Here is a 23,559-nt window from a genome sequence, read left to right as displayed (position 1 = left end):
GTCACACCCGTTCCCATACCGAACACGGAAGTTAAGCTCTTCAGCGCCGATGGTAGTTGGGGGTTTCCCCCTGTGAGAGTAGGACGTCGCTGGGCTTGCAATAAACATACATATTAATACCCAGGAGGATTAGCTCAGCTGGGAGAGCATCTGCCTTACAAGCAGAGGGTCGGCGGTTCGAGCCCGTCATCCTCCACCATATTCATTCCAAACGCCGGAGTAGCTCAACTGGTAGAGCAACTGACTTGTAATCAGTAGGTTGAGGGTTCAAGTCCTTTCTCCGGCACCATTGTACGAGCCATTAGCTCAGTTGGTAGAGCATCTGACTTTTAATCAGAGGGTCGTAGGTTCGAATCCTACATGGCTCATCACTTTTATGTGAATTATGTATGCGGGTGTGGCGGAACTGGCAGACGCACTAGACTTAGGATCTAGCGCCGCAAGGCGTGGGGGTTCGACTCCCTTCACCCGCACCATTTAATTTTATAATCGAGCGGAAGTAGTTCAGTGGTAGAACACCACCTTGCCAAGGTGGGGGTCGCGAGTTCGAACCTCGTCTTCCGCTCCATAGATTCACTTAAGTGCCGGGGTGGCGGAACTGGCAGACGCACAGGACTTAAAATCCTGCGGTAGGTGACTACCGTACCGGTTCGATTCCGGTCCTCGGCACCACTTTTATGAAAAATTAGCGCCCGTAGCTCAATTGGATAGAGCGTCTGACTACGGATCAGAAGGTTGTGGGTTCGACTCCTGCCGGGCGCGCCATATATAACGGGAAGTAGCTCAGCTTGGTAGAGCACTTGGTTTGGGACCAAGGGGTCGCAGGTTCGAATCCTGTCTTCCCGACCAGCTATAAAAATATTTGGGGCCTTAGCTCAGCTGGGAGAGCGCCTGCCTTGCACGCAGGAGGTCAGCGGTTCGATCCCGCTAGGCTCCACCATAACAATTATAGCAACAATCTTGGCGGTGTAGCTCAGCTGGCTAGAGCACTCGGTTCATACCCGAAAGGTCGTGGGTTCGACTCCCTCTGCCGCTATATTAAGGACCTTTAGCTCAGTTGGTTAGAGCAGACGGCTCATAACCGTCCGGTCGCAGGTTCGAGTCCTGCAAGGTCCACCAACAACATATTCCGGAGGAATACCCAAGTCTGGCTGAAGGGATCGGTCTTGAAAACCGACAGGCGGGTCATACCGCGCGGGGGTTCGAATCCCTCTTCCTCCTCCATTTTAAATTTGTTGTTAGTTGTATGAAATACATACATAAATAAGCACTTATAATGTTTTAAGTATATTATTATCGCGGGGTGGAGCAGTTCGGTAGCTCGTCGGGCTCATAACCCGAAGGTCACAGGTTCAAATCCTGTCCCCGCAACCAAATGGTCCCGTGGTGTAGCGGTTAACATGCCTGCCTGTCACGCAGGAGATCGCCGGTTCGATCCCGGTCGGGACCGCCATTTAATTTTTGTGAATTTATTAGTTTGAGATTTAGGATAAGCAAGCAGGTCGAGGAAGCAATCGAGCGAAAGAAGGAGCGTACTTAAGTACGTGACTGACAGAGCGAGTGCAGCTGACGAAGAGATGCGCAGCTTAGCGTAAATCGAAGATGGCTCAGTAGCTCAGTCGGTAGAGCAAAGGACTGAAAATCCTTGTGTCGGCGGTTCGATTCCGTCCTGAGCCACCATAGTAATGCGGGTGTAGTTTAGTGGTAAAACCTCAGCCTTCCAAGCTGATGATGAGAGTTCGATTCTCTTCACCCGCTCCAATAATGGGCCTATAGCTCAGCTGGTTAGAGCGCACGCCTGATAAGCGTGAGGTCGATGGTTCGAGTCCATTTAGGCCCACCATTATTCCGAAGTAGCTCAGTGGTAGAGCAATCGGCTGTTAACCGATTGGTCGTAGGTTCGAGTCCTACCTTCGGAGCCATCATATGGGGAAGTACTCAAGTGGCTGAAGAGGCGCCCCTGCTAAGGGTGTAGGTCGGGCAACCGGCGCGAGGGTTCAAATCCCTCCTTCTCCGCCATATGTTTGGCCCCTTGGTCAAGCGGTTAAGACACCGCCCTTTCACGGCGGTAACACGGGTTCGAATCCCGTAGGGGTCATTTTAAAAGCATGTATCCTATTAGGATTAGGAAACATGCTTTTTTATTTCTTAAGAATCATAATAGTTTTCAAATGAGTGGCTCTATGTAGTTCTATTAAACTTAATTAGAGTTCGATTCCATTTAGGTCTACCATTATTCCGAAGTAGCTCAGTGGTAGAGCAATCGGCTGTTAACCGATTGGTCGTAGGTTCGAGTCCTACCTTCGGAGCCATCATATGGGGAAGTACTCAAGTGGCTGAAGAGGCGCCCCTGCTAAGGGTGTAGGTCGGGCAACCGGCGCGAGGGTTCAAATCCCTCCTTCTCCGCCATATGTTTGGCCCCTTGGTCAAGCGGTTAAGACACCGCCCTTTCACGGCGGTAACACGGGTTCGAATCCCGTAGGGGTCATATTTAAAAAGCATGTTTCCAATTAGGAGACATGCTTTTTTCATTTAAGAATCGTAATATTTTTTAATTTAAAGTTTCATATTCATTTAAAAAAGCAAGAAGAAAAATTAATCATTTCTCTTCTTGCTTTTTATTTTATAAGAAGTACCCGATTAATAAGCCTATCCCTAATAGGAACACGAAAATAGTATTCGTGAGTGCTGTATCTTTCATAGCTGGAGCAACTTCAAGTGGATTATCTTTTTCTCTGAATAGTTTAATCGCATGCAATGGTTTTTTAATGCTTAATATAACGAGTAATGCCCATGGTGTAATAATTTGTAGTAAGACTAAGCCTACAATCCAAAGGTAGGATATGATAAAATAAGAAGCTAAAATCGTAATAGCGTTTTTTCTACCAACAAGGATTGCCATCGTTTTTCTGCCGCCTTTTGTGTCTTCCTCAAGATCTCGGATATTATTAGAAAGCATAATCGCCGCTACAAGTAGTGCGCTCGGAATAGAAAGTAGGATGGCAAAGTTAGGTACAGAACCAACTTGAATAAAAGTAGCAATTAATACAATGAGCATACCCATTACTACACCACTAAAAAACTCTCCGAATGGGGTATAGGCAATAGGATAAGGTCCGCCGGTATACAGGTATCCTATTAACATACATGCAGCACCAACAACTAGTAACATCCAAGAAGACTTATAGCAAATGTAGATGCCTAGTAATCCAGCGAGCACATATAACAATAATGCCAACTGCATTACGGTTTTCGGTTTAACGCCATTTCTAACAATAGCTCCGCCGATACCTACGGATTCTTCACTATCAAGCCCTCGTGCAAAATCATAGTATTCATTGAACATATTGGTTGCTGCTTGTATAAAAAGACAAGCAACTAACATAGCTAAAAATAGAAGCCAGTTAATATTTGTGTAATAAAGTGCAATCATCGTCCCCAAGAATACCGGAGCAAATGAAGCAGTTAATGTATGTGGTCTTGTTAATTTCCACCAGACACGCCAGCCTTTGTCGGCTTGTAGTTCATGTGACATAAAATTCTCTCTCCTTTTAAACAATCCATTATCAATATTAGCATATATTCGTTGCAAAATGTGTGCCGAAAAGCGTAGAAAGTTGTATGATTAAGGGTAGAGTAAATAAAACAACAAAACATCACGATAAACTTCAAGATATGAATACGGAGGTAATTTTTAATGCCGAAAACCACCGGTCAAAAGCAAACAACATTACGTTTTTATACAGAAACACTAGAAGTATCTAGATTATCAGCTCATGCTTTTTTTGAAGCAGGAGATGAAAAATATAAAGGGCAACGATTTTTTTGGCAAAACAAAGAAAAAACACTGACGCTAGTTGGCCTAGGTCATGCGCATACACTTACGAATAGTTTAGAAGATAATCGATATGCGGATATCGATGCAAAATGGAAAGAACTATGTAATGCATCGTTGAGAGAACAAGTGGATGTTTCGCCAATTCTTTTTGGAGGATTTGCATTCGATCCCAAAAATACAATTGCATCAGAATGGGACAATTTTCCTTCAGCTTTCTTTGTAGTAGCCACATTCCAATTAGTAATTCAACAAGATCGAGCTTTTGTGAGCATTCATTATATTACAAATGAGGAAGAGAGCGCAGATATATTTGAACGATTACGTGTGGAAAGAGATGCGCTTATACACACTGCCCAAGTAAGAGAGCTACAAACTCATTCAAAGCCTGAGTTAGTAAAACGAGAAGATCGATTAAAAGAGCAGTATTTACATGCGGTGGAAGATGTTACAAAGAGGATTCGTGCGGATGAAGTGAATAAAGTGGTAATTGCTCGGTCGCTTAAGTTAAAGTTTGATAAGGATTTTTCTCCAGCAACGGCAATTTACCATGCTGCCATGGAGCAACCGGAAAGTTATTTGTTTGGCTTAGAAAATGGAGAGCAAATGTTTTTTGGAGCAACACCAGAACGGTTAGTGAAAGTAGAAAACAAAAAAGCACAGTCTGCAGGACTTGCAGGTTCTGTTAGACGTGGTAAAAGTTCAGTGGAAGATAAAGCATTAGGGGAAGCATTACTTGCGGATCCTAAAAACTTAGAGGAACATAAATATGTAGTGGAAATGATTAAGAAAGTATTTACGCAGTATTGTAAAGACCTTAAAGTAAGCGCAAGACCCAAGCTTATGAAAATTAGAGATATACAACATTTATATACACCGATTGAGGGGCATTTGAAAAAGGATTCCTCTTTATTTGAATTAGTACAAGCATTACATCCGACACCAGCTCTAGGAGGAGAACCACGTCAAGATGCGATTAATATAATTCGGGAATCCGAACAAATGAATCGTGGTTATTATGCAGCTCCCATTGGTTGGATTAATACAGAAGGGGACGGGGAGTTCGCGGTCGGTATCCGTTCTGCGTTAATTGAAAACGAACATGCTTATTTATATGCAGGCGGAGGAATTGTAGCGGAATCATCTTCAATTGAAGAATTTGAAGAAACCCGTGTCAAATTTAGACCAATGTTACGCACGCTTGGAGGAAACATGAATGACTAACATCGAGTATTTAACATCCTATGTAAATCAATTTGTAGAAACGATTAAGCAAGCAGACGTTAAACATATCGTCATGTGTCCTGGTTCCAGGTCCACCCCACTTGCTTATGGCTTTGCTAAAAGCAAAGGATTTGAATTTTATCGCCAAACGGATGAACGCTCCGCTGGGTACTTCGCTTTAGGTATTGCGAAAGCAACAAAGGAACCGGTTGTGTTGCTGTGTACTTCAGGGACGGCTGCAGCAAATTTCTTCCCGGCAATTGTAGAAGCTTTTTATGCGCGTGTTCCATTGATAGTTGTGACTGCGGATCGACCACATGAATTACGAGAAGTGGGGGCACCGCAAGCAATTGATCAAATACATCTTTTTGGAAAGCATGTAAAATGGTCAGTTGATTTTCCACTTCCAGAAGAAAATACAGCAAGTTTAAAGTTTATGGAGCGCCATATTCATCGTGCGTTATCCACTTCGAAGACGTTACCGATGGGACCGGTACATATTAATGTGCCTTTCCGAGAACCGCTGTTAGTAAATATGGATCAATCATTACCAGTCCCTGAGGTACAAGTGTCTGAAATAGGGAAGCTTGTTCCAAGTCGTAATTTCACCGAGTGGTATGTAGATGTGCTAATGCGTGAAGAAAAAGGACTACTCATTGTGGGGGATTCCATTCATTCAACGGAAGGTTTTTGGGATTTTGCAAGAACGGTTAAGTGGCCAGTGTTAGTTGATCCTCTTTCTAATTTAAGGACTTCAGTACCCGAAGATTGTATGGATTTATGTATAGACCAATACGATGCTATTTTGAAAAATGATGCTTTTAAACAAGTAGCTATGCCAAATGTTTTGATTCGTTTTGGAGCGCAACCTGTTTCGAAGCCACTTACCTTATTTTTGAAAGCATGTAAACCAGATGTGTATATAGTGGTCGATGAAAGCCCCGTCTTCCGAGATTCTATTCATATCGTGACACATCATGTGCAAGTGGAAGCCACTTATTTATGGATCCCATTAGAAGAAAAACAAGTATCTAGTTATTTGAACAATTGGTCGAAAGCAAATGATATTGCAACGAATCATATACAAACGTATATCGAAAACGAAGAAGATGAAGGTGCACTGGCAGGTATATTATTCGAGGCACTCCCTGATGGGGTAGACTTGTTTGCAAGCAGTAGTATGCCGATTCGAGACGTAGATACGTTTTTCAATAAAACAACGAAAGACGTACAAATTTACGCGAACAGAGGAACGAACGGCATTGATGGCGTAGTATCTACCGCATTAGGTGTACAAGCTGCGACCAAGCGACCTGGCTATTTACTTATCGGTGACCTTGCTTTTTTACATGATGTAAACGGCTTAATCGTTAGTAGATTTCATGAAACGAATTGTACGATTGTTATTATGAATAATGATGGTGGCGGTATTTTCTCTTATTTACCGCAATCGACAGAAACAAATTACTTTGAGCATTTATTTGGGACGCCAACTGGATTAGAGTTTTCGCATATTGCGACAATGTATGATGCACAATATGATGCAGTGCATTCAAAAGATGCATTCGAGCAAGTAATCGTACAACCTAAAACGAAAGATATTCGAATTATTGAAGTGTTTACGAATCGACAATTGAATACAGAAACGCATCGAAAGTTATGGGCAGGTATTTCGGAGGAGTTAGATACCATTTGGAAAGTTTAAATGTGAAGGTTCGTTCGATAAACATGCACATTAAGAGATACAATATCGGAGCTGCAAAAAAAGTTGTATGGTTTCATGGTTTTACGGGTTCTAGTAGTACTTGGGAGGAAGTAATTAGCTTTCTTCCTTCTTCGATGGAACTGTTAACTATTGATCTAATAGGGCATGGACAGACGGATAAACCAAGTGATACCGTATGCTATTTTGTAGAAGAACAAATAGAAGACCTACATGTATTGTTCCAACAACTGGAATGGACTCATTTTACACTTGTTGGGTACTCAATGGGGGGACGTTTGGCTTTAGCATATGCCGCTAAATATCCTGTAGACACATTAATATTAGAGAGTAGTTCCCCAGGCCTCGCAGGTGAAGATGAACGCCAGAAAAGAAAGTTGTCTGATGAATTGCTTGCAGAACGGATTATGAAAGAAGGGGTTATTTCTTTCGTTGATTTTTGGGAGGGTATTCCTTTATTCCAAACCCAAAAAAGACTGTTACCTGAAAAGCAGGCAATGATTCGTGATGAAAGAATTGCTCAGTCAGCAATTGGGCTTAGCAATAGCTTGAAAGGATTTAGTACGGGTGTTCAGCCTTCATATTGGGAAAATTTAAGCGAGATGTCTATTCCCGTGTTTTTATTGGTCGGGGAATTGGATTTGAAGTTTTGTACCATTGCAAGAAGGATGGAAAAGGAGTTGCCGAACGCAAAATTAGAAGTAGTAAAAGATGCCGGGCATGCAATTCATGTGGAAAAACCGAAAATCTTTGCTACAATAATAAAGAAAGTTATTTTAGAGGAGGAATAAAGATGACTCGTGAATGGACAACGCTACATACATATGAAGACATTAAATATGAATTTTATAATGGCATTGCGAAAGTAACGATTAACCGTCCGGAAGTGCGAAATGCATTTCGCCCGAAAACGGTAATGGAAATGATTGATGCATTTTCACGCGCACGTGATGATAAAAACGTTGGGGTTATTATCTTAACTGGAGAAGGCGAGCATGCTTTCTGTTCAGGTGGAGACCAAAAAGTACGGGGCCATGGTGGATATGTTGGAGAAGACGAAATTCCTCGTTTAAATGTACTTGATCTACAACGTTTAATCCGCGTTATTCCAAAACCAGTTGTTGCAATGGTAGCTGGTTATGCAATTGGCGGAGGTCATGTGTTACATGTAGTATGTGACTTAACAATTGCTGCTGATAATGCACGTTTTGGACAAACTGGTCCTAAAGTCGGGTCGTTTGATGCTGGCTACGGTTCAGGCTATCTTGCACGTATTGTTGGACATAAAAAGGCACGTGAGATTTGGTACCTTTGCCGTCAATACGATGCACAGCAAGCACTTGATATGGGGCTAGTGAATACAGTTGTTCCTTATGCGCAACTGGAAGATGAAACAGTACAATGGTGTGAAGAAATGCTAGAAATGAGTCCAACTGCACTTCGCTTCTTAAAAGCGGCAATGAATGCAGATACAGACGGTTTAGCAGGTCTTCAACAATTGGCAGGAGACGCAACACTTCTTTACTACACAACAGATGAAGCAAAAGAAGGACGCGATGCATTTAAAGAAAAACGTAAACCTGATTTTGGCCAATTTCCACGTTTTCCGTGATTGCCTAAAGTGTCTGAGCTGCCCTATTTGTATAGGGCAGCTTCTTTTTGAAAGGAGAATAATATGTATCCGAATTTATTGATAAAACGGGCTAGTCTAACCCCTGATCGAGTTGCTATACGATTTAACGAACAGGAATGGACATTTGCCAAATTGTCAGAAAAAGCAATGGGATTTGCCGAGAAGCTTCATACCAAAGGAATTGAAAAGGGAATGCGAATTGCTATTTTGTCCTCTTCCAATCCAACGTTAGTAGTTGTTTTACATGGATGTATGCAGCTAGGTTGTGAACTTGTCATGTTAAATGAACGATTGTCAGAAGAAGAGTTGAGCTATCAATTAGCTGATAGTGCACCAGATTATTTATTAGTAGATGATCACACGAAAAGAAGTTTATCTTTTACTAAAAAATTTTCATTTGGAGAAATTGAAAATGCTGAACGTTCTTTTTTTGAAGTAGAGAAAGAGTGGTCGAAAGAGCGTACAGTCACAATCATGTATACTTCCGGTACTACTGGAAGACCAAAAGGTGTACGACAGTCTCTAGAAAATCATGTAATGAGTGCGACTGGATCCGCTCTCAACTTAGGTGTTCACCCAAATGATTGCTGGTTGTGCACGATGCCATTATTTCATATTAGTGGTTTTTCTATTTTAATGCGTTCCGTTTATTATGGAATGACGATTAATTTGCAGTCAAAGTTTGACGCTGAAGCAGCTATTAAAGAAATTTTATCTGGTACGGTTACACGTATGTCCGCCGTCGCAGTTATGTTAGAAAGAATGTTAACTGTCTTAGAATCGAAGGATTTGTCATTTCCTAGTACGTTTCAATCGGTGATTGTAGGTGGAGGACCAGTGCCTTCAAATTATTTAGAGCGAGCAATCGAGCGAAATATTCCAGTTCTACAAACATACGGTATGACGGAAACAGCATCTCAAACGACGACATTAGCAAGTGAGGATGCGATTCGCAAATTAGGCTCTGCAGGTAAACCACTGTTCTTTGCGGATGTACGTATTGATGGGGATGAGAAAATTGGGGAAATTTGCATCAAAGGCCCACATGTGACAAAAGGATATGTTGGAGCGGCGGAAATGATAAATCCATTAGTGGATGGTTGGCTGCATACGGGAGATATTGGATATTTGGACGACGAGGGTTATTTATTTGTTATTGATCGACGTTCGGACCTAATTATTTCTGGTGGAGAAAATATATACCCGGCAGAGGTAGAGCAAGCTTTAGTGAAACATCCTGCAGTGAAAGAAGCTGGTGTTTCTGGAAAGCAAGATGACAAATGGGGACAAGTACCTGTCGCTTTTGTTGTATTAAAAGACGAAGCTTCGGAAGAAGGATTAAGAGCTTTCATGAAAAAGCAACTAGCTACATACAAGCAACCAGTGGATTACTATTTTGTAGACCAATTACCTCGTAATGGGTCTAATAAGTTGCTTAGAAGAGAGCTTTTTAACTCTATAAAAAACACTTAGAAAATGAATTCTAAGTGTTTTTTAACTATTGTAATACTGTTTTTAAAGTGTCTAAATTTCTTTTCATTAGTGTGAAATACGTTTCGTTATTTGCAACATCTTCTTTCGAAAGAACACCTAAATTGTGCAATACTAAGCTTTCCGCACCAACTTCTTTTTGGATAACCTCTGTCAGCTTGGATGAAACATTTTGTTCAAATAGTATATACTTAATATTTTTTTCTTTGGCTAAGTCAATAATTTTTGTCAGTTCTTTTTGAGATGGCTCATCTTGTGAATTTAATCCAGCAACTGCAATTTGCTCTAAACCATATGTGTTTGCGATGTATCCAAATGCAGCATGGGAAACGAAAAATGTTTTGTTCGGTGTATGATCAGCCATTTCTGCAAAATCAGCATCCAGTTTTTGAAGTTCTGTAATTAATTGCTCATAATTTTTTTCAAAGTTATCTTTTTGATCTGGAGCAGCTTCGACAAGCGCATTTTTAATAGATAAAGCTAGATTTTGACTGATTTTTGGAGAAATCCATACATGTGGGTCTGTTCCTCCATGATCATGCCCCTCATGGTCGTGATCATGATCTTCTTCTGCAGCAGCTTCATGGTCGTGATCGTGATCTTCTTCTGTAGCAGCTTCATGGTCGTGATCGTGATCTTCTTCTGTAGCAGCTTCATGGTCGTGATCGTGATCTTCTTCTGTAGCAGCCTCATGGTCGTGATCATGATCTTCTTCTGTAGCAGCCTCATGACTGTGATCATGTGTATCAGCTTGTAATTGCTCTTCTGGAACAGAATCGATTGTTGCGATCATTTTTACATGTTCACCAGCTAATGTTTTTTTCGCATTTTCAACAAAACCTTCTAAGCCTAAACCTATATAGAAAAATAAATCAGCGTCTGCAAGTTGAATCATATCTTTTTGCGTAGGTTCGAACGTATGCTCATTTGATCCTGGGGGATAAATTGAACTTACATGTACTGCATCCCCACCGATTCTTTCTGCAAAATATTGAAGCGGATAGACGGTTGTATAAACTTGAACCGTATCGTCTTTTTCTTGCGTAGTTTCTGTTGGACTCGCTTCATTTCCACATGCGGCGGTAAATAAAACAAGTAGGACGACTGAAAATAGTAATAACGATTTTTTCAATTTATTCATCTCCTAAATAGTAATGGTTACGTTTTGTAAAGCAATAACTTTTACATCTTACTAGACTATTAAAAAAAAAGCAAGAAAAATAGCCTTTGAATTATTTTTTGTTCAAAGGCCATTCTTCTGGAACGGGATCAATGCCACCTTCATGAAAAGGATGACATTTTAATATTCTTCTAATCGTTAAGTATCCACCTTTAATCGCGCCATGTTTTTGCACTGCTTCTACACCGTAATGGGAGCATGTCGGATAAAATCTACAACTTGGCGGTGTTAAAGGGGAAATAAATTTTTGATAAAAGCGGAAAATAGCTATGATAATCTGTTTCATGTGCTATTCAGCATCCTTAGGTTTAGGATCAATGGCAGAAGGTTTTTCATCCATTGCTAGTTTATATAAAAATGTGAAACCAAATATACTAAGTAAAATTGCTGCGCCTAAAATCCAAAATACCATGTTATTCACTCCATAAAATATTGTGTATATGTTTATTGTAAGTAATAACGAGGTATATTAAAAGTGAAAGCAATTATTATATTAGGGAGAGTGGCAAATTTATGTCAGAAGCATTGAATAAAGAACTAAACAAGCAAGTTGCAAATTGGTCTGTACTATATACAAAATTACATAATTTTCATTGGTATGTAAAGGGACCATCCTTCTTTACATTGCACGCCAAATTTGAAGAGTTATATAACGAAGCAACATTAAATATGGACGAAATCGCTGAACGTTTACTAACTTTAGGTGAGGCACCAGTTGCAACTTTAAAAGAGCATTTAGAGCTTTCCGATATTAAAGAAGCACAAAATATAGAAAGTGCAGATGAAATGGTTCAAGATGTTGTAAAAGATTTTGATAAAATCATGAAATCGCTCAAAAAAGGAATGGCAGAAGCGGCGAAAGAAGATGATGATATGACCGAAGATATGCTGAATGCTATTTATCAAAAAACGGAAAAACATCAATGGATGCTGAATGCATTTTTAGGGGATACAAACGAAAGTAAGAAATAACACCTATGTAAAGTATATGCTAGATATCCGATAATAAGGGTATAAAGGAGGGATTTTTGTGGATATTAACTCCATAATGTCTTCGCAGCTTATGCAACTACAGCAAACGGTTCAAATGAGTGTTTTACAAAATGCCATGAATATGGACACTGTAGCTGCTGTGCAGTTGCTTGAAGATATGCCTCAAACTGCTGCCCCTCATCCTTATAAGGGATCGGTAGTAGACATTCAAGCGTAAGAAAAACTTGTACCAATTATTTTGGTGCATGTTTTTTTTGTTTACACACATACTATTTGAAAAGGATGTGTGTAGGTGACTTTAAACAAAGTGTATATATCGGTCAAAAACCAAAAATTATATTTGTACCCTGACGAATCACCATGGGAATTCGAAATTGCGGTGAGCCGGGAAGTTATTCCCGTTTTTCAAAAGCTTTTTGATCAATTAGGTAGTGTAGAAATAAGCAACTTTTGGCGAGCGCATATACCAATAAGGAAATATCATTTCGATAAGGAAAATGATCAATACGACAGAAGGATGAAAAAGATATACGCGCTCATTCACGAATTTGGAGATGAAGAATCTCAAAAATTTGTAGAACAGCTTCCCTATTTTAATCCAAGAAGGAGAGAGACAGTTGAGCAAAAATATTAATCGTAAAGGAAATGAAACTCCAACCAATTATCGTAATGTAAGTTCATTGTTAAACCAAGACCCCCAACTAAAAGCGAAACAGAATATTGCACAAAATAGAGCTGAAGGTAACGAGCATTATAAAAAAGATCCACAAAAGGAGTAGTTAGCTAAAAGACTTAGCATGATTGCTAAGTCTTTTTTCATGGGCTATACGGTGTGTATGCGAAGGATAAGTTATACAACAGGATACTCCACATATTTTAAAAACTAGAAGTCATAAGCCTTCTAGTTAAAAATAACAACTACATCCCCATTATGGAAAATTCTACAAACGATGTATTTTCAACGGTAATCCATCATTCTGTACTATAAGGCAGGAGCACGTGTATCTTTTACTGGTGATTTTGAATTGCTCGTTATTAAAATAATTGACCATACTATCGCTAAAATAGCCAAACCGAGTGAAGCGAACAATAATGTAGGGCGTCCACCTTCAGAGCCTGTAATGTTTAAAATAGTTTGATAAAAAAATGGGCTTATTAAACCTCCAAGGCCTTGTGCAGCTACTACAAAACCAACAAATGAAATACCTTTTTGCTCATTTGATAATTCGGATGTTCGTGCTAAAACTCCGGGAAGTGCTAATCCTAAGCCCATTCCACCAATAAAACTACCGACAAAAATCATCGTTAAGCTACTGGATAAATAACATGCAAATATACCACCGCCAGTTAATAGAACAGCTATAGGTACGTTTTGGATAGGCATGAGTGCGCGTAGTTTAGAGAAGAACATACCAACAATTAACGTTCCAAATGTGAATAAGGAAATCGCTAGCCCTGCTTCTGTTGCATTTCCTAAACCTTCTGACTGGATAATAATGGATATATTTGTCACGTATCCAAAAACAAGCATTGAGAAAAAGATTTGCCCAATAGTAAAACCATATACCGTTTTAGGCGCAGAGAATAATGTCTCTTTTAAAGAAGCTTGAATTGTATTTTTCTTTTCTGGTTCTGGTAGATATAAAAACGTAATTGCTAAAATCCAAATAGGGAATAAATATACTAAGAATCCATATTGCCAACCCAAGCTATCTGCTAGCATCCCGCCACCAAGTTGGAAGAAAATTGCTCCTATACAAGCGATGGTGGATGTACCGAATCCAATTAAGAAATCTCGTTCGCGACCTTCGAAGAACCTAGTAATGATATCAATTGATAATGGTAATGTAATCCCTACACCAAGCCCTAAAATTCCTCGAAAGACAATAATTAAAAATAAATTATCTAGGAAGAATGGCATAATACCGCCAACTAAAAATAATACGAGACCAGTAAATAATAAGCTACGGGATGTAAATTTCGTCGAAAGCTTCCCATAAAATAAGGCAGGGACAATCTGGAATAAACCAGGGATAGTCGCAATTAACATAACTGTAGATGGTGCAAAGTCAGGAAAAGCTTCAATTAAATCTGCCATAATAGATCCTGCTACACCTGCTGCTACATCTTGGAATGCAATAATGACAATGAGGAACTTTAAAAAGTTTTTACTCTTTGTTGGAAACATAATGTTACCTCCTCTTATTAGTAGTAATTGCCTAAAAATTGTCTTCTACAGTAATTGGGAATAGCGTAATAATGATTACATATTTTGTGATAACGTCATACTTAAGAAGTTGTACATGTATCCAAAATGAGAAAAAGTTAATGCCCATTTGGTCCATATAACTATAACAACAATTATAAGTAAGCGTTTTCAATTGATTTATCCCCTTTCTTTAAAGTTAATAAAATAGTAGCATTTTAAGTTTTTATTTAAATAGACAAACTTTATTTAAAAACGATGTCTGCTTTCATAAGAGTTTATTGAGAAATGATTATTTCATTAAAAAAAGCTTACGCTTCTAAAAAGCGCAAGCTGTAAAAGTTTATTCAATTTCAACTTCTCCTAATATTTCTAACGCTTCAATACAGAATGTCAATTCGAAAGAATCCTTAGAATTTCGTAAATTTTTATTCAATAAATCTTCGAGTTTTTGAATGCGATATACTAAGCCACTCATTGATAAATTTAAATCACACATTGTCTGCTGCAAGTTACCATTGTTCTTTAAAAATGTATAGAGTGTTTTTAAAAACTCAACTTTTTTCGATTCTTTAAGTTCTAAAATAGCCTTTAACTCGTGCTTTGCTAATTGAATAATCGAAGTTTTGTTGTGCGCGTTAATAATTGAGCTAATGATACTTGTATTTTCAAATAGGACGATTGGTTGCTTTTTATCAATGTTTAAAGCAATAATCGATTGCTGGTGTGCTTCCGGAATATCTTCAAGATCATGAATGATACGGCTAATGCCAATCCGAAAATCATAAATTTTAAAGGAACGTTGTAAGTGCTTTATTATACTTTCGGCAATTTCTATCGTATTTGGTTGTTTTTGCATTAAAAAAATAACTTCATCTTGAAATGAGGTAATAAAAATAGGTATTTTGTGCATTTCCAAATAAATCGCAAATGTTTGAATCACTTTTGCTAGTATTTGTTGTTCTTTAATCTGCAAGCTATTTTTGAGAATTTTGACGTTGCCAATAAAAAAGTCTTGATTTAAATCGATTTCCATTAAGTAGCTACGATAATTCATACTCGATTTGGAAGTGTATTGCCTTTGTAATAGTTGTTCAAAGAAGTAAGCCTTCATATTCTCAATGGCTTCTAAACTCGTTTTTTCATTTAAATAATGAAGAGAGCAAGTTGTTGCTGCCCGTTGGATAAAATCTCGCTCAAATTCTAATTGCTTTGTTTGCGGTGGATAAATAAATGCAATATAGCCAATTACTTGATGATGCACTGTAATTGGACAAACGAGCCGCGTATGTTCTTTAGCATCTATTTGTAATGGATGTTCGGGTTCAATCGGCTTCAACAAAAGCTTACCTGATCGGGTTTGTCCAACATGCTTAGCAAAATCCTCGTATAAACTATCTAGTTCTTTTAATGTAATGCCAGCGGTTAGATATGGATTTAAGTTTAAGTCTTGCAACACAACAGGTGTATTGAGTGTTTCGTGAACAGTTTCTAATAATTGCTCAAGTTTCATTCCTTGTGTAAGTCCTTTTGTTAAATTGTTATGAAAAATAGACACTAGCTCTGTTAAACGCTTCTCTTGATAAAGTTGTTCATAGGTTGTATTTAATTCATCAATCATACGTGAATGATTCATTTTAATTACATATGATTGTGTTTCTTTATCCCAATCTTCCAGAGCCCTCATCTCAAAAGCGCATTCTGCATCACCCCGCGCACGACAGGTTACTTCAATTATATATATTTCTTTTTTTGTTAAATAAGAGGTGAAACCGCTTGCATAACCAGCCAATGTATGACAAGCAACATGCTTGCACATGCCAAAATGCTGTAAATGCTCTGAAGCTTCATATGAATTTATCCAAATTCCTTTTGCATAAATCTCTTTAATATTATCATGTTCATCTAACTCCAACACTCGTTCGCTTACTAAATCAGTAATTTGTCCAGTGTTCAAATGAAAAGTGGATGCACAATCTAACTTTTCACGTAATCTAAGTTGCATGCGGTCTACTTCTTTTGCATGGGCTACCCCTAAATTCCATCCATACCGTAATAAGAATGTTTTCGCATGATCATGCCCTAAATGCTCGATAAGTTCTTTACGCAATAAGCCAAATGAATTTGAAGTTGTATATAGCTCTTTGTCAAACGTCGGTAAAGTCATTTGCTCTCCTCTTTTCATAAACTCTTTACGGTGATAAAACCGTTATTAACGATATTTTATCAGAAAATTTAGAAAGGAATAGGGTGAATTGAGGGGAAATTAACTATTTTAGCATTTTGAGTAGTTTTTATTGGTATAGAAGTTCAAAATTCAACGATTTTCATTGTACACTTCAATATTTACTTTCGTTACATTTAACATATCTTACAAGATTGGAGTGAATACGATGCCAGATGTATTAACAAAAAATGAGCTTGCTATTCTTGATGAAGCAAAGGTATTAGCTGAAAAAATACGCGGCCGTGCAAAATTAACAGAGGAGTTACGCCGTATTCCAGAAGAAACGATGCAAGAACTAAAAGATACAGGTATTTTAAAAATTTTACGTCCAAAACGTTATGGTGGACTGCAATTAAGTGTGGAAACATATGCACGGGTCATTGTAGAGCTTTCCAAGGCATGTGCTTCAACCGGTTGGATTGCTTCTTTATGTGCCATTCGTGAATTAATGGTTGCGGAATCATTTAATGAAGCAGCACATGAAGCTATTTTTGGCCAAGATCCAGAAGATGTTCTCTTTGCAGGGGTATACGAGCCTCGAGAATGTAAAGTACAAAAAGTAGATGGAGGCTATTTAATCGAGGAAGGTCATTGGATGTTTTGTTCGGGATCATTGCATGCCACATGGGGCTACTTTGGCATGTATACAAAAGATGAAGACGGAAATATTTTAGAGCAACTGTTAATGACCGTCCCATTTAGTGATCTCCAAATTGAAGATGATTGGTACACACTTGGCTTAAGAGGTACAGGTAGTAATGCTGTCCGAATGAAAAATGTTTTTGTACCAGAAAATCGTGTAACGTCTTTTATCGCTGTATTAGATGGAAACTTTAAATCTACACATTTACGCGATATTCCTTTATACAGTGCAGCTCTATTCCCAGGATTAATTCTTTCGTTAGGCTTACCAGCATTAGGGGTTGTGCAAGAAATGCTTGAAAACTTTAAAAAGGGATTACCTTATCGTACAGCTCAACATATGGGTGTGAAGATGATTAAAGATGCAGCAAGCACACATACATTGCTTGCAACGGCTACATTAAAAGTGGAAACAGCTGAAATGTACTTAATGAATTTGGCTAAAAGTATGGATGAGTGGGCAGCAAAACAAGAAATCATGCCAAAAGAGCTCCGTTTGAAAGCGCTAACAGATATTGGTTATGCTAATCAATTATTAAAAGAAGCTATGGATGCGTTGCTTGCTGCTAGTGGTTCAGGTTTTGTATACGATCAAAATCCAATGCAACGGTTAATTCGTGATTTTATTACGATGAATTCTCATCGCTCTTTATCCCCTGTCATAACACGTGAAAATTATGGCCGATTATTAGTAGGGTTAGAGCCAAATGCGATTCGTTATTAAGTAAAAACGAGTGAAGAATGATTTGTTGTTCATATATTTTTCTATAGTTTTGAAGAATTTAGCTAATAGCGATGAAGAAAGGAGCTGACCAGTAATTGAATCCTAAAATTGCGAAGTTAGGTTATGTGTCATTGCAATCTTCAGATATGGAGACATCCGATCATTTTTTTCAAGAAGTAATTGGACTGGAATGTACTGAACAAATCGGCGATAGTTACTACTTCCGTGCTTGGGGTGATTTTGAACATCACAGTTTAGTTCTTAGTCCAGGCGAGACCGGAAAGGTGACCCATTTTGGTTTGCGCACAAAAAGAAAAGAAGACGTTGGATTATTTGCACAGCGACTATCTGCAAAAGGCTATGAAATAGAAGATGTGCCTGCTTGGACAACACCAGGTATTGGAGAAGCGATACGATTTACTGCACCATCTGGTCATCGTATTGAATTATACTATGATATCCAGCGTCCTCAAGTCGAAGAACATCGCAAATCGGTCCTTAAAAACCAAACGTATAAATCTTGGACAAAGGGAATTTCACCTAGACGTTTGGATCATGTCAACATTCATACATGTGCAGATGCAAAAAGTGTTTATACATTTTTTGTTGATGAACTAGGATTTCGCATTAATGAATGCATTGAGGATGAAAATGGTACATTACTAGCGGGATGGATGAGTGTGACAGAACTTGTTCATGATATCGCTCTTGTAACACATGAAAAGTTAGAAACGACCGCACGATTCCATCATATTTAATACTGGCTAGACGATGTAGGCGATATTTTAAGGGCGGCAGATATTTTAAGAGAATCTAATTTACAATTTATCGGCCCAGGTAAACATAGTATTTCACAAGCAATATACTTATATGTCATTGATCCTGGTAGTGGTTGTCGTGTAGAACTGTTTACAGGAGGATACTTAATCTTCGAACCAGACTGGGAAACAGTTGTATGGCGACCAGAAGAGCGTGCACTAGGAAATACATTTTGGGGTGACAGCATAACAGGTAATGAACTCATTATTCCAACAATTGAAGCATAAAGGGGAGGTATAAAATATGCAGGTGACAACAGAAGTAACTGTTACATCGCAAATATTAAAAACAGGCAAATACACAACATGGATGAATGAGTCAGGTCAACAACATCCAGATACAATTTTGTTTTTACACGGATCAGGACCAGGAGTAACAGCGATTGCAAACTGGAGATATGCGTTAAATGATTGTGGGTCACAATTTCATTGTATAGCACCAGACTTACATGGTTTTGCCCAAAGTGATCATCCAGACGTACCGTTAAAAAACCGTCAAGCATGGATGGACTGTTGGATGGAACAAATTATAGAAATTTTAGATTACTACAAATTAGAAAAAGTCCATGTAGTTGGTAACTCTTTAGGATGCTCGATTGCATTAGAATTAGCTGTTGAATATCCAGAACGTTTTGATCGCATTGTATTAATGGGACCAGGTGGAACACCGAATACGAAACTAAGTTTGGAGTTAGCACGTGCTAAGAACTTTTATGATAATCCATCTGAAAAACGGCTTCAGCAGATTATGGGATGGTTTGTCTATGACAAAGAGGCAATGCAACCTGTCATTGATGAAGTAACAAAACCACGATTTGAAAATGCAATGCGAGAAGAAGTGAAACGTTCGAATAACTCTATTTTTGCCACAGCAGCGGTGCCGATTCCAACAGTCGCATTAAATAGACTGCAACATCCAATCTTACTTGTACATGGTCGAGATGACAAAGTATGCTCGATTGAATCTAGCTATTATTTATTAGAACATTTGGGAAATGCACAACTTCATGTTTTTAGCCAATGTGGACACTGGACGCAAATTGAGAAAAAAGATGAATTTAATTATTTAATTCAACAATTTTTTAAGAGGTTAGTATAAAAGAATTTTAAAATTTAAAGCGCTTTCAAAAGGGAGATGTCCTAATGTCACAAGCATGGACAGCAGATGTTGTCGTAGTAGGTGCGGGTAATGCCGCTATGTGCGCAGCCATTGCTGCCGCGGAACAAGGAAGTGATGTCATAGTTTTAGAAATTTCCTCAGAAGCCGAAAAAGGTGGCAATACCACATATACTCATGGTTCAATGCGCTTTGCGTACAATAATGGTGAAGAAATAAGGGCACTATTACCAGAAATGACGGATGAGGAATTTTCAATGACAGACTTTGGTGTTTATACCAAGGAGCAATTTTTTGAAGATGTGAGTCGCCTCTCAAATTTTCGAACAGACTATGACCTAGCCAATATTTTGACAAAGGAAAGCTACAAAGTAATGCAGTGGTTAACATCTCACCAAGTGAAATGGATTCCTATTTATGGACGCCAAGCCTTTAAAGTGGATGGAATCTTCAAATTTTGGGGCGGCATGGTATTAGAAGCAGTTGGCGGTGGAAAAGGGCTAGTAGATGCACTTCATTTGGAGGCAAAACGATTGGGTGTCCGTATTTTATATAATACCTCTGGAGTTAAGTTAAACATGACGCATAAACGAATTCAAGGTATTCATGTTCGGCAGCAAAAGCAAGATGCATACATCCAGTGTAAATCCGTTGTACTTGCAAGTGGTGGCTTTCATGCGAATGTCGAAATGCGTACAAAATATTTAGGACCTGGATGGGATAGCGTTCATACGCGCGGATGCAAGTTCAATACAGGAGCAGGTCTAAAAATGGCCATCGATGTGGGAGCAAGAACGATTGGCAATTGGTCTGGTGCACATGCAGTTGGTGGTGATCGGTATTTGCCAAATTTCAAAGAAGGCTTTCAAAAGTTAAGCTACCCCTTTGGCATCCTTATAAATAAAGAAGGTAAACGCTTTATCAATGAAGGCGAGGATTTCCGAAATTATACGTATGCCAAAATCGGAAGTGAAATTTTAAAACAACCGGGCCAATATGCATGGCAAGTGTTCGATGCAAAAGGCAAACATTTTTTAAGAGAAGAATATGAAGGTCGCTCTGTATCAAAGGTAGTAGCTAACACACTAGAAGAACTTGTGGAATTGATGGGTGATGTAGACCAAGAGGGCTTTTTAACAGAGATAGAAAACTTCAACAAAGCAGTAATGGATGTCCCATTTGATCCGAATGTGTTGGATGGCAAAGGTACAGAAGGATTAAGCGTGCCAAAATCAAACTGGGCCCTCCCTATTAATGAAGGACCATTTGTAGCATATGCCATTGGTTGCGGCATTACGTTTACATATGGGGGTCTACACATTACGAAAAAAGCACAAGTATTACATGAAGATACAGCTCCAATCGAAGGTTTATATGCAGCAGGAGAAATTGTAGGTGGTCTATATTATGACAATTATCCAGGAGGGGCAGGTCTTACATCAGGTTCTGTATTTGGTAAAATTGCCGGCAGCCAAGCAGCGAAATATGTTCAAGCGGAATATCAACTGAAATAAGGGGGAACTTGTATGTCTATTCAAGCACATAAAGTACAAACGGGGGATTATGGAACATTTATCTATGAATCTGGAAAAGGAAATAAAGAAACGGTGATTCTATTACATGGTTCAGGACCAGGAGCTGGAGCAAAAGCAAATTGGCAACACGTATTAGAAGATTACTCAAAAGATTATCATGTTGTAGCACCAGACTTAGTAGGGTTTGGAGATACAGATCATCCAACAGAGTATCCAGAAAATGGCGTGCAATGGATGACAAAACGTGTAAAACAAATTTTAGACTTAATGGATACACTGCAAATTGAAAAAGCCCATTTAGTAGGAAACTCCCTAGGCGGCGTGATTGCGATGTATTTAAATATGGAAGCCCCAGAGCGATTCCCGAAAAATGTATTAATGGGTGCTGGTGTGTTATTAAAAGAGCCAACAGTTGAGCTAATGAAGTTAGCGAACTTCCATTTAGATCCTACAAAAGAAAACTTACGGAACTTATTATCATGGTTTGTTTATGACATTGATAGAATGAAAGATTTTGTGGACGAAGTGGTAGAACAGCGTTTTGAAATGTTCCAACGTCCAGAAATTTCCCGTTCATATCGAGAAAATTTCACGAAATCTAGCTTAACTGAAATGTTGATACCTCAAACAGCCTTCGAACGTATGCAAAATGAATTTTGTTTAATTCATGGGCATTTTGATCGCTTTGTTCCATTACAAAGTAGTTTATATGCTTTAGATCACTTACCAAATTGTGAATTGCATGTATTTAAAAAATGTGGTCACTGGGCAATGATTGAACAACGTGAAGAATTTTTACATGCAACAAAACATTTCTTTAAAAAAAGTGTTCCCTCTACATCAGAGCCTGTGAACGTGTAAGTTAAAAGTCATGTTAAACGAAAACTAGGCATGACCACTTGATCTTCTGCAATACACAATAAAAAGGAGTGTAGCACAATGACACAAACATCAGTTCAACAAATTGAAGTACGCGATATGCTGATTGAAAACGCACGTTCACTGCAACAGATTTTACGTAATGCGACTTTGGAAATCGATCAAACGAGTAAAATCCCCGATGAAATTGTTCAAATGATTCGTGATAAAGGGTTATTAAAAGTATTACGACCGAAATTGTTTGGTGGCTATCAAACAGATATGCGTACTTATTTTGAAGTGGTGACAGAAATTTCACGTGGCAATGGTTCTGCTGGGTGGTTTGTATCTTTAAGTAATATTCGAGATTATATGGTTTCATATGCTTTCGGTCGCCAAGCCTTAACTGAAATTTTTGGAGAAAACCACGATAAAGATGTGGTGCTTGCTGGAAACTTCAAACCAATTCATATAGATGTAGAGCGTGTCAAGGGTGGCTACTTAGTAAAAAAAGCTCAATGGCCATTTGTGTCTGGATCTCCTTATGCAGACTGGTTTTATTCAGGTGCCCCTGTTGATGATGGTAATGGTGGACAAGAAATGGCTATTTTCATTGTTCCTCGTAATGATGTGAAGGTTTTAGATGATTGGGATGTAGTGGGGTTAAAAGGCTCAGGTAGTAATAGTATCGTGATGGAAAATGTATTTATCCCGGATCATCGTGTATCACTAGATCGTTTAGCGGTTCAAGGTCATTATCTTATTGATGAACTAAAGGAAGAGCCACTATATCGCACACCATTTGTCCCATCGTTAACATTGTCCATTGTAGCTCCTGCATTAGGGCTTGCGCTCGGTGGGTTCGATTTACACATGGAACGCGTCATGAAGGCTGGTATTGGCAATACCTTCTATCAGAAAATGAGTGAGGCACCCGTAACGCATCTACAAATTGCAGAAGCGGAAATGAAAATTGAAGCAGCCCGTCTAATGTTTATCGATGTAATAAATAAACTTGACGAGTACTCTCGTCAAGGAAAATTATTTAATCAAAAAGAAAGCATTCGAATGAAAGCTGAATTTGGTTTTGCAAATCAGTTATGTAAAGAATCGTTTGATCTAATGCTTGCAGGAGCTGGTTCAGTGTTTGCTTATAATAGCAATGTATTCCAAGCCTTCTATCGAGATTTCATAACTATGCATTTACACGCTTTTATTACGCCAAGTTCACTTTTAGAAACACATGGACGTATTCTTTGTGACTTAGAGCCGAACACGTATTTCGCATAATAAATAAAATATAGCTAAAAGAGAAGAGAAACGTTTAGGGCTCTTCTCTTTTTTATCAACATT

20 protein-coding genes, 23 tRNA genes, 1 rRNA gene and 1 pseudogene are annotated in these 23,559 nt (G+C 38.7%); 39 read left to right on the top strand and 6 right to left on the bottom strand.

The window, feature by feature from the left end; all coding sequences use genetic code 11:
- The 24 genes from rrf to ACIQYS_RS16300 form a co-directional block, all read left to right on the top strand.
- A 5S ribosomal RNA gene (gene rrf, locus ACIQYS_RS16415) occupies nt 1-95 on the top strand; the annotation flags it as partial.
- Between the two features lie 28 nt (nt 96-123).
- Nucleotides 124-199 (top strand) — tRNA-Val (locus ACIQYS_RS16410).
- Nucleotides 200-213: 14 nt separating this feature from the next.
- Nucleotides 214-289, top strand: a tRNA-Thr gene (locus ACIQYS_RS16405).
- Between the two features lie 6 nt (nt 290-295).
- Nucleotides 296-368 (top strand) — tRNA-Lys (locus ACIQYS_RS16400).
- 23 nt (nt 369-391) lie between these two features.
- A tRNA-Leu gene (locus ACIQYS_RS16395) sits at nt 392-476 on the top strand.
- 17 nt (nt 477-493) lie between these two features.
- Nucleotides 494-568 (top strand) — tRNA-Gly (locus ACIQYS_RS16390).
- A 15-nt stretch (nt 569-583) separates the two neighbouring features.
- A tRNA-Leu gene (locus ACIQYS_RS16385) sits at nt 584-672 on the top strand.
- Between the two features lie 16 nt (nt 673-688).
- Nucleotides 689-765, top strand: a tRNA-Arg gene (locus tag ACIQYS_RS16380).
- A gap of 7 nt (nt 766-772) precedes the next feature.
- A tRNA-Pro gene (locus ACIQYS_RS16375) sits at nt 773-849 on the top strand.
- 15 nt (nt 850-864) lie between these two features.
- Nucleotides 865-940, top strand: a tRNA-Ala gene (locus tag ACIQYS_RS16370).
- Nucleotides 941-962: 22 nt separating this feature from the next.
- Nucleotides 963-1,036 (top strand) — tRNA-Met (locus tag ACIQYS_RS16365).
- Nucleotides 1,037-1,042: 6 nt separating this feature from the next.
- Nucleotides 1,043-1,119 (top strand) — tRNA-Ile (locus ACIQYS_RS16360).
- Nucleotides 1,120-1,131: 12 nt separating this feature from the next.
- Nucleotides 1,132-1,224, top strand: a tRNA-Ser gene (locus ACIQYS_RS16355).
- A gap of 73 nt (nt 1,225-1,297) precedes the next feature.
- Nucleotides 1,298-1,374, top strand: a tRNA-Met gene (locus ACIQYS_RS16350).
- 3 nt (nt 1,375-1,377) lie between these two features.
- A tRNA-Asp gene (locus ACIQYS_RS16345) sits at nt 1,378-1,453 on the top strand.
- A 151-nt stretch (nt 1,454-1,604) separates the two neighbouring features.
- Nucleotides 1,605-1,680 (top strand) — tRNA-Phe (locus ACIQYS_RS16340).
- 7 nt (nt 1,681-1,687) lie between these two features.
- Nucleotides 1,688-1,761: transfer RNA gene (locus ACIQYS_RS16335), tRNA-Gly, on the top strand.
- 5 nt (nt 1,762-1,766) lie between these two features.
- Nucleotides 1,767-1,843, top strand: a tRNA-Ile gene (locus ACIQYS_RS16330).
- Between the two features lie 4 nt (nt 1,844-1,847).
- Nucleotides 1,848-1,922, top strand: a tRNA-Asn gene (locus tag ACIQYS_RS16325).
- A 6-nt stretch (nt 1,923-1,928) separates the two neighbouring features.
- A tRNA-Ser gene (locus ACIQYS_RS16320) sits at nt 1,929-2,019 on the top strand.
- Between the two features lie 7 nt (nt 2,020-2,026).
- Nucleotides 2,027-2,098: transfer RNA gene (locus tag ACIQYS_RS16315), tRNA-Glu, on the top strand.
- Between the two features lie 139 nt (nt 2,099-2,237).
- Nucleotides 2,238-2,312 (top strand) — tRNA-Asn (locus tag ACIQYS_RS16310).
- Between the two features lie 6 nt (nt 2,313-2,318).
- A tRNA-Ser gene (locus tag ACIQYS_RS16305) sits at nt 2,319-2,409 on the top strand.
- A 7-nt stretch (nt 2,410-2,416) separates the two neighbouring features.
- Nucleotides 2,417-2,488: transfer RNA gene (locus ACIQYS_RS16300), tRNA-Glu, on the top strand.
- Nucleotides 2,489-2,623: 135 nt separating this feature from the next.
- Here ACIQYS_RS16300 and ACIQYS_RS16295 read toward each other — a convergent pair.
- Nucleotides 2,624-3,535, bottom strand: a complete 912-nt coding sequence (locus ACIQYS_RS16295) for a 1,4-dihydroxy-2-naphthoate polyprenyltransferase (RefSeq protein WP_402982226.1) — start codon at nt 3,533-3,535, stop codon at nt 2,624-2,626.
- Nucleotides 3,536-3,697: 162 nt separating this feature from the next.
- Here ACIQYS_RS16295 and ACIQYS_RS16290 point away from each other — a divergent pair, with 162 nt between their 5' ends.
- The 5 genes from ACIQYS_RS16290 (at nt 3,698) to ACIQYS_RS16270 (ending at nt 9,888) form a co-directional block, all read left to right on the top strand.
- Nucleotides 3,698-5,059, top strand: a complete 1,362-nt coding sequence (locus ACIQYS_RS16290; protein ID WP_402982224.1) for an isochorismate synthase — start codon at nt 3,698-3,700, stop codon at nt 5,057-5,059.
- Entirely contained in the window at nt 5,052-6,764 is a 1,713-nt protein-coding gene (gene menD / locus ACIQYS_RS16285) for a 2-succinyl-5-enolpyruvyl-6-hydroxy-3-cyclohexene-1-carboxylic-acid synthase (RefSeq protein WP_402982222.1), read from the top strand. The genes ACIQYS_RS16290 and menD overlap by 8 nt, the downstream gene beginning before the upstream one ends.
- Nucleotides 6,752-7,573, top strand: coding sequence for a 2-succinyl-6-hydroxy-2,4-cyclohexadiene-1-carboxylate synthase (menH, locus tag ACIQYS_RS16280; protein ID WP_402982219.1), 822 nt, complete (start codon nt 6,752-6,754; stop codon nt 7,571-7,573). Before menD ends, menH begins: the two co-directional genes overlap by 13 nt.
- Nucleotides 7,574-7,575: 2 nt before the next feature.
- Nucleotides 7,576-8,394: a 1,4-dihydroxy-2-naphthoyl-CoA synthase gene (menB, locus tag ACIQYS_RS16275; protein ID WP_402982217.1), complete on the top strand. Its 819-nt coding sequence runs from the start codon at nt 7,576-7,578 to the stop codon at nt 8,392-8,394.
- A gap of 63 nt (nt 8,395-8,457) precedes the next feature.
- On the top strand, nt 8,458-9,888 hold the full coding sequence (locus ACIQYS_RS16270) for an o-succinylbenzoate--CoA ligase (RefSeq protein ID WP_402982214.1): 1,431 nt from the start codon (nt 8,458-8,460) through the stop codon (nt 9,886-9,888).
- A gap of 25 nt (nt 9,889-9,913) precedes the next feature.
- On the opposite strand, the gene ACIQYS_RS16265 is transcribed toward ACIQYS_RS16270, so the two are convergent.
- From ACIQYS_RS16265 to ACIQYS_RS16255, 3 genes are all read right to left on the bottom strand, one after another.
- On the bottom strand, nt 9,914-11,038 hold the full coding sequence (locus tag ACIQYS_RS16265; RefSeq protein WP_402982212.1) for a metal ABC transporter solute-binding protein, Zn/Mn family: 1,125 nt from the start codon (nt 11,036-11,038) through the stop codon (nt 9,914-9,916).
- Nucleotides 11,039-11,138: 100 nt separating this feature from the next.
- Entirely contained in the window at nt 11,139-11,372 is a 234-nt protein-coding gene (yidD, locus tag ACIQYS_RS16260) for a membrane protein insertion efficiency factor YidD (RefSeq protein WP_402982209.1), read from the bottom strand.
- Nucleotides 11,373-11,375: 3 nt separating this feature from the next.
- Nucleotides 11,376-11,498 carry a hypothetical protein gene (locus ACIQYS_RS16255; RefSeq protein WP_402982207.1) on the bottom strand — a complete coding sequence of 41 codons (123 nt, stop codon included), beginning with the start codon at nt 11,496-11,498 and terminating at the stop codon, nt 11,376-11,378.
- 101 nt (nt 11,499-11,599) lie between these two features.
- Here ACIQYS_RS16255 and ACIQYS_RS16250 point away from each other — a divergent pair, with 101 nt between their 5' ends.
- The 4 genes from ACIQYS_RS16250 (at nt 11,600) to ACIQYS_RS16235 (ending at nt 12,858) form a co-directional block, all read left to right on the top strand.
- Nucleotides 11,600-12,058 carry a Dps family protein gene (locus tag ACIQYS_RS16250; protein ID WP_402982205.1) on the top strand — a complete coding sequence of 153 codons (459 nt, stop codon included), beginning with the start codon at nt 11,600-11,602 and terminating at the stop codon, nt 12,056-12,058.
- Between the two features lie 58 nt (nt 12,059-12,116).
- A complete protein-coding gene (locus tag ACIQYS_RS16245) occupies nt 12,117-12,296 on the top strand; it encodes a putative motility protein (RefSeq protein ID WP_402819705.1) in 180 nt (59 codons plus the stop codon).
- Between the two features lie 75 nt (nt 12,297-12,371).
- A complete protein-coding gene (locus ACIQYS_RS16240) occupies nt 12,372-12,713 on the top strand; it encodes a transposase (protein WP_402982202.1) in 342 nt (113 codons plus the stop codon).
- On the top strand, nt 12,697-12,858 hold the full coding sequence (locus ACIQYS_RS16235) for a hypothetical protein (protein WP_402982200.1): 162 nt from the start codon (nt 12,697-12,699) through the stop codon (nt 12,856-12,858). Before ACIQYS_RS16240 ends, ACIQYS_RS16235 begins: the two co-directional genes overlap by 17 nt.
- A 203-nt stretch (nt 12,859-13,061) precedes the next feature.
- On the opposite strand, the gene ACIQYS_RS16230 is transcribed toward ACIQYS_RS16235, so the two are convergent.
- Both ACIQYS_RS16230 and ACIQYS_RS16225 read right to left on the bottom strand, forming a co-directional pair.
- Complete coding sequence (locus ACIQYS_RS16230; RefSeq protein ID WP_402982198.1) at nt 13,062-14,267, bottom strand: MFS transporter; 1,206 nt, start codon at nt 14,265-14,267, stop codon at nt 13,062-13,064.
- A gap of 361 nt (nt 14,268-14,628) precedes the next feature.
- The gene (locus ACIQYS_RS16225; protein ID WP_402982196.1) at nt 14,629-16,452 is read right to left on the bottom strand and encodes a V4R domain-containing protein; all 1,824 of its coding nucleotides are present in this window, start codon (nt 16,450-16,452) and stop codon (nt 14,629-14,631) included.
- A 226-nt stretch (nt 16,453-16,678) separates the two neighbouring features.
- Between ACIQYS_RS16225 and ACIQYS_RS16220 the strand changes: the two genes are divergently transcribed.
- From ACIQYS_RS16220 to ACIQYS_RS16195, 6 genes and pseudogenes are all read left to right on the top strand, one after another.
- Entirely contained in the window at nt 16,679-17,878 is a 1,200-nt protein-coding gene (locus ACIQYS_RS16220) for an acyl-CoA dehydrogenase family protein (protein ID WP_402982193.1), read from the top strand.
- Between the two features lie 95 nt (nt 17,879-17,973).
- Nucleotides 17,974-18,924 (top strand): annotated as a pseudogene (locus ACIQYS_RS16215) (VOC family protein).
- 16 nt (nt 18,925-18,940) lie between these two features.
- Complete coding sequence (locus ACIQYS_RS16210; protein WP_402982191.1) at nt 18,941-19,795, top strand: alpha/beta fold hydrolase; 855 nt, start codon at nt 18,941-18,943, stop codon at nt 19,793-19,795.
- A 44-nt stretch (nt 19,796-19,839) separates the two neighbouring features.
- Nucleotides 19,840-21,327, top strand: a complete 1,488-nt coding sequence (gene tcuA, locus ACIQYS_RS16205; RefSeq protein ID WP_402982189.1) for an FAD-dependent tricarballylate dehydrogenase TcuA — start codon at nt 19,840-19,842, stop codon at nt 21,325-21,327.
- Between the two features lie 12 nt (nt 21,328-21,339).
- Nucleotides 21,340-22,209: an alpha/beta fold hydrolase gene (locus ACIQYS_RS16200; protein WP_402982186.1), complete on the top strand. Its 870-nt coding sequence runs from the start codon at nt 21,340-21,342 to the stop codon at nt 22,207-22,209.
- Between the two features lie 78 nt (nt 22,210-22,287).
- The gene (locus tag ACIQYS_RS16195; RefSeq protein WP_402982184.1) at nt 22,288-23,496 is read left to right on the top strand and encodes an acyl-CoA dehydrogenase family protein; all 1,209 of its coding nucleotides are present in this window, start codon (nt 22,288-22,290) and stop codon (nt 23,494-23,496) included.
- Nucleotides 23,497-23,559 lie beyond the last annotated feature (63 nt).

Origin of the sequence: Psychrobacillus sp. NPDC096426 (assembly GCF_044762745.1) — a bacterium.
Taxonomy (GTDB): domain Bacteria; phylum Bacillota; class Bacilli; order Bacillales_A; family Planococcaceae; genus Psychrobacillus.
The sequence above is the reverse complement of the archived record's forward strand: the minus strand, read 5'-3'. Positions and strand labels throughout refer to the sequence as shown.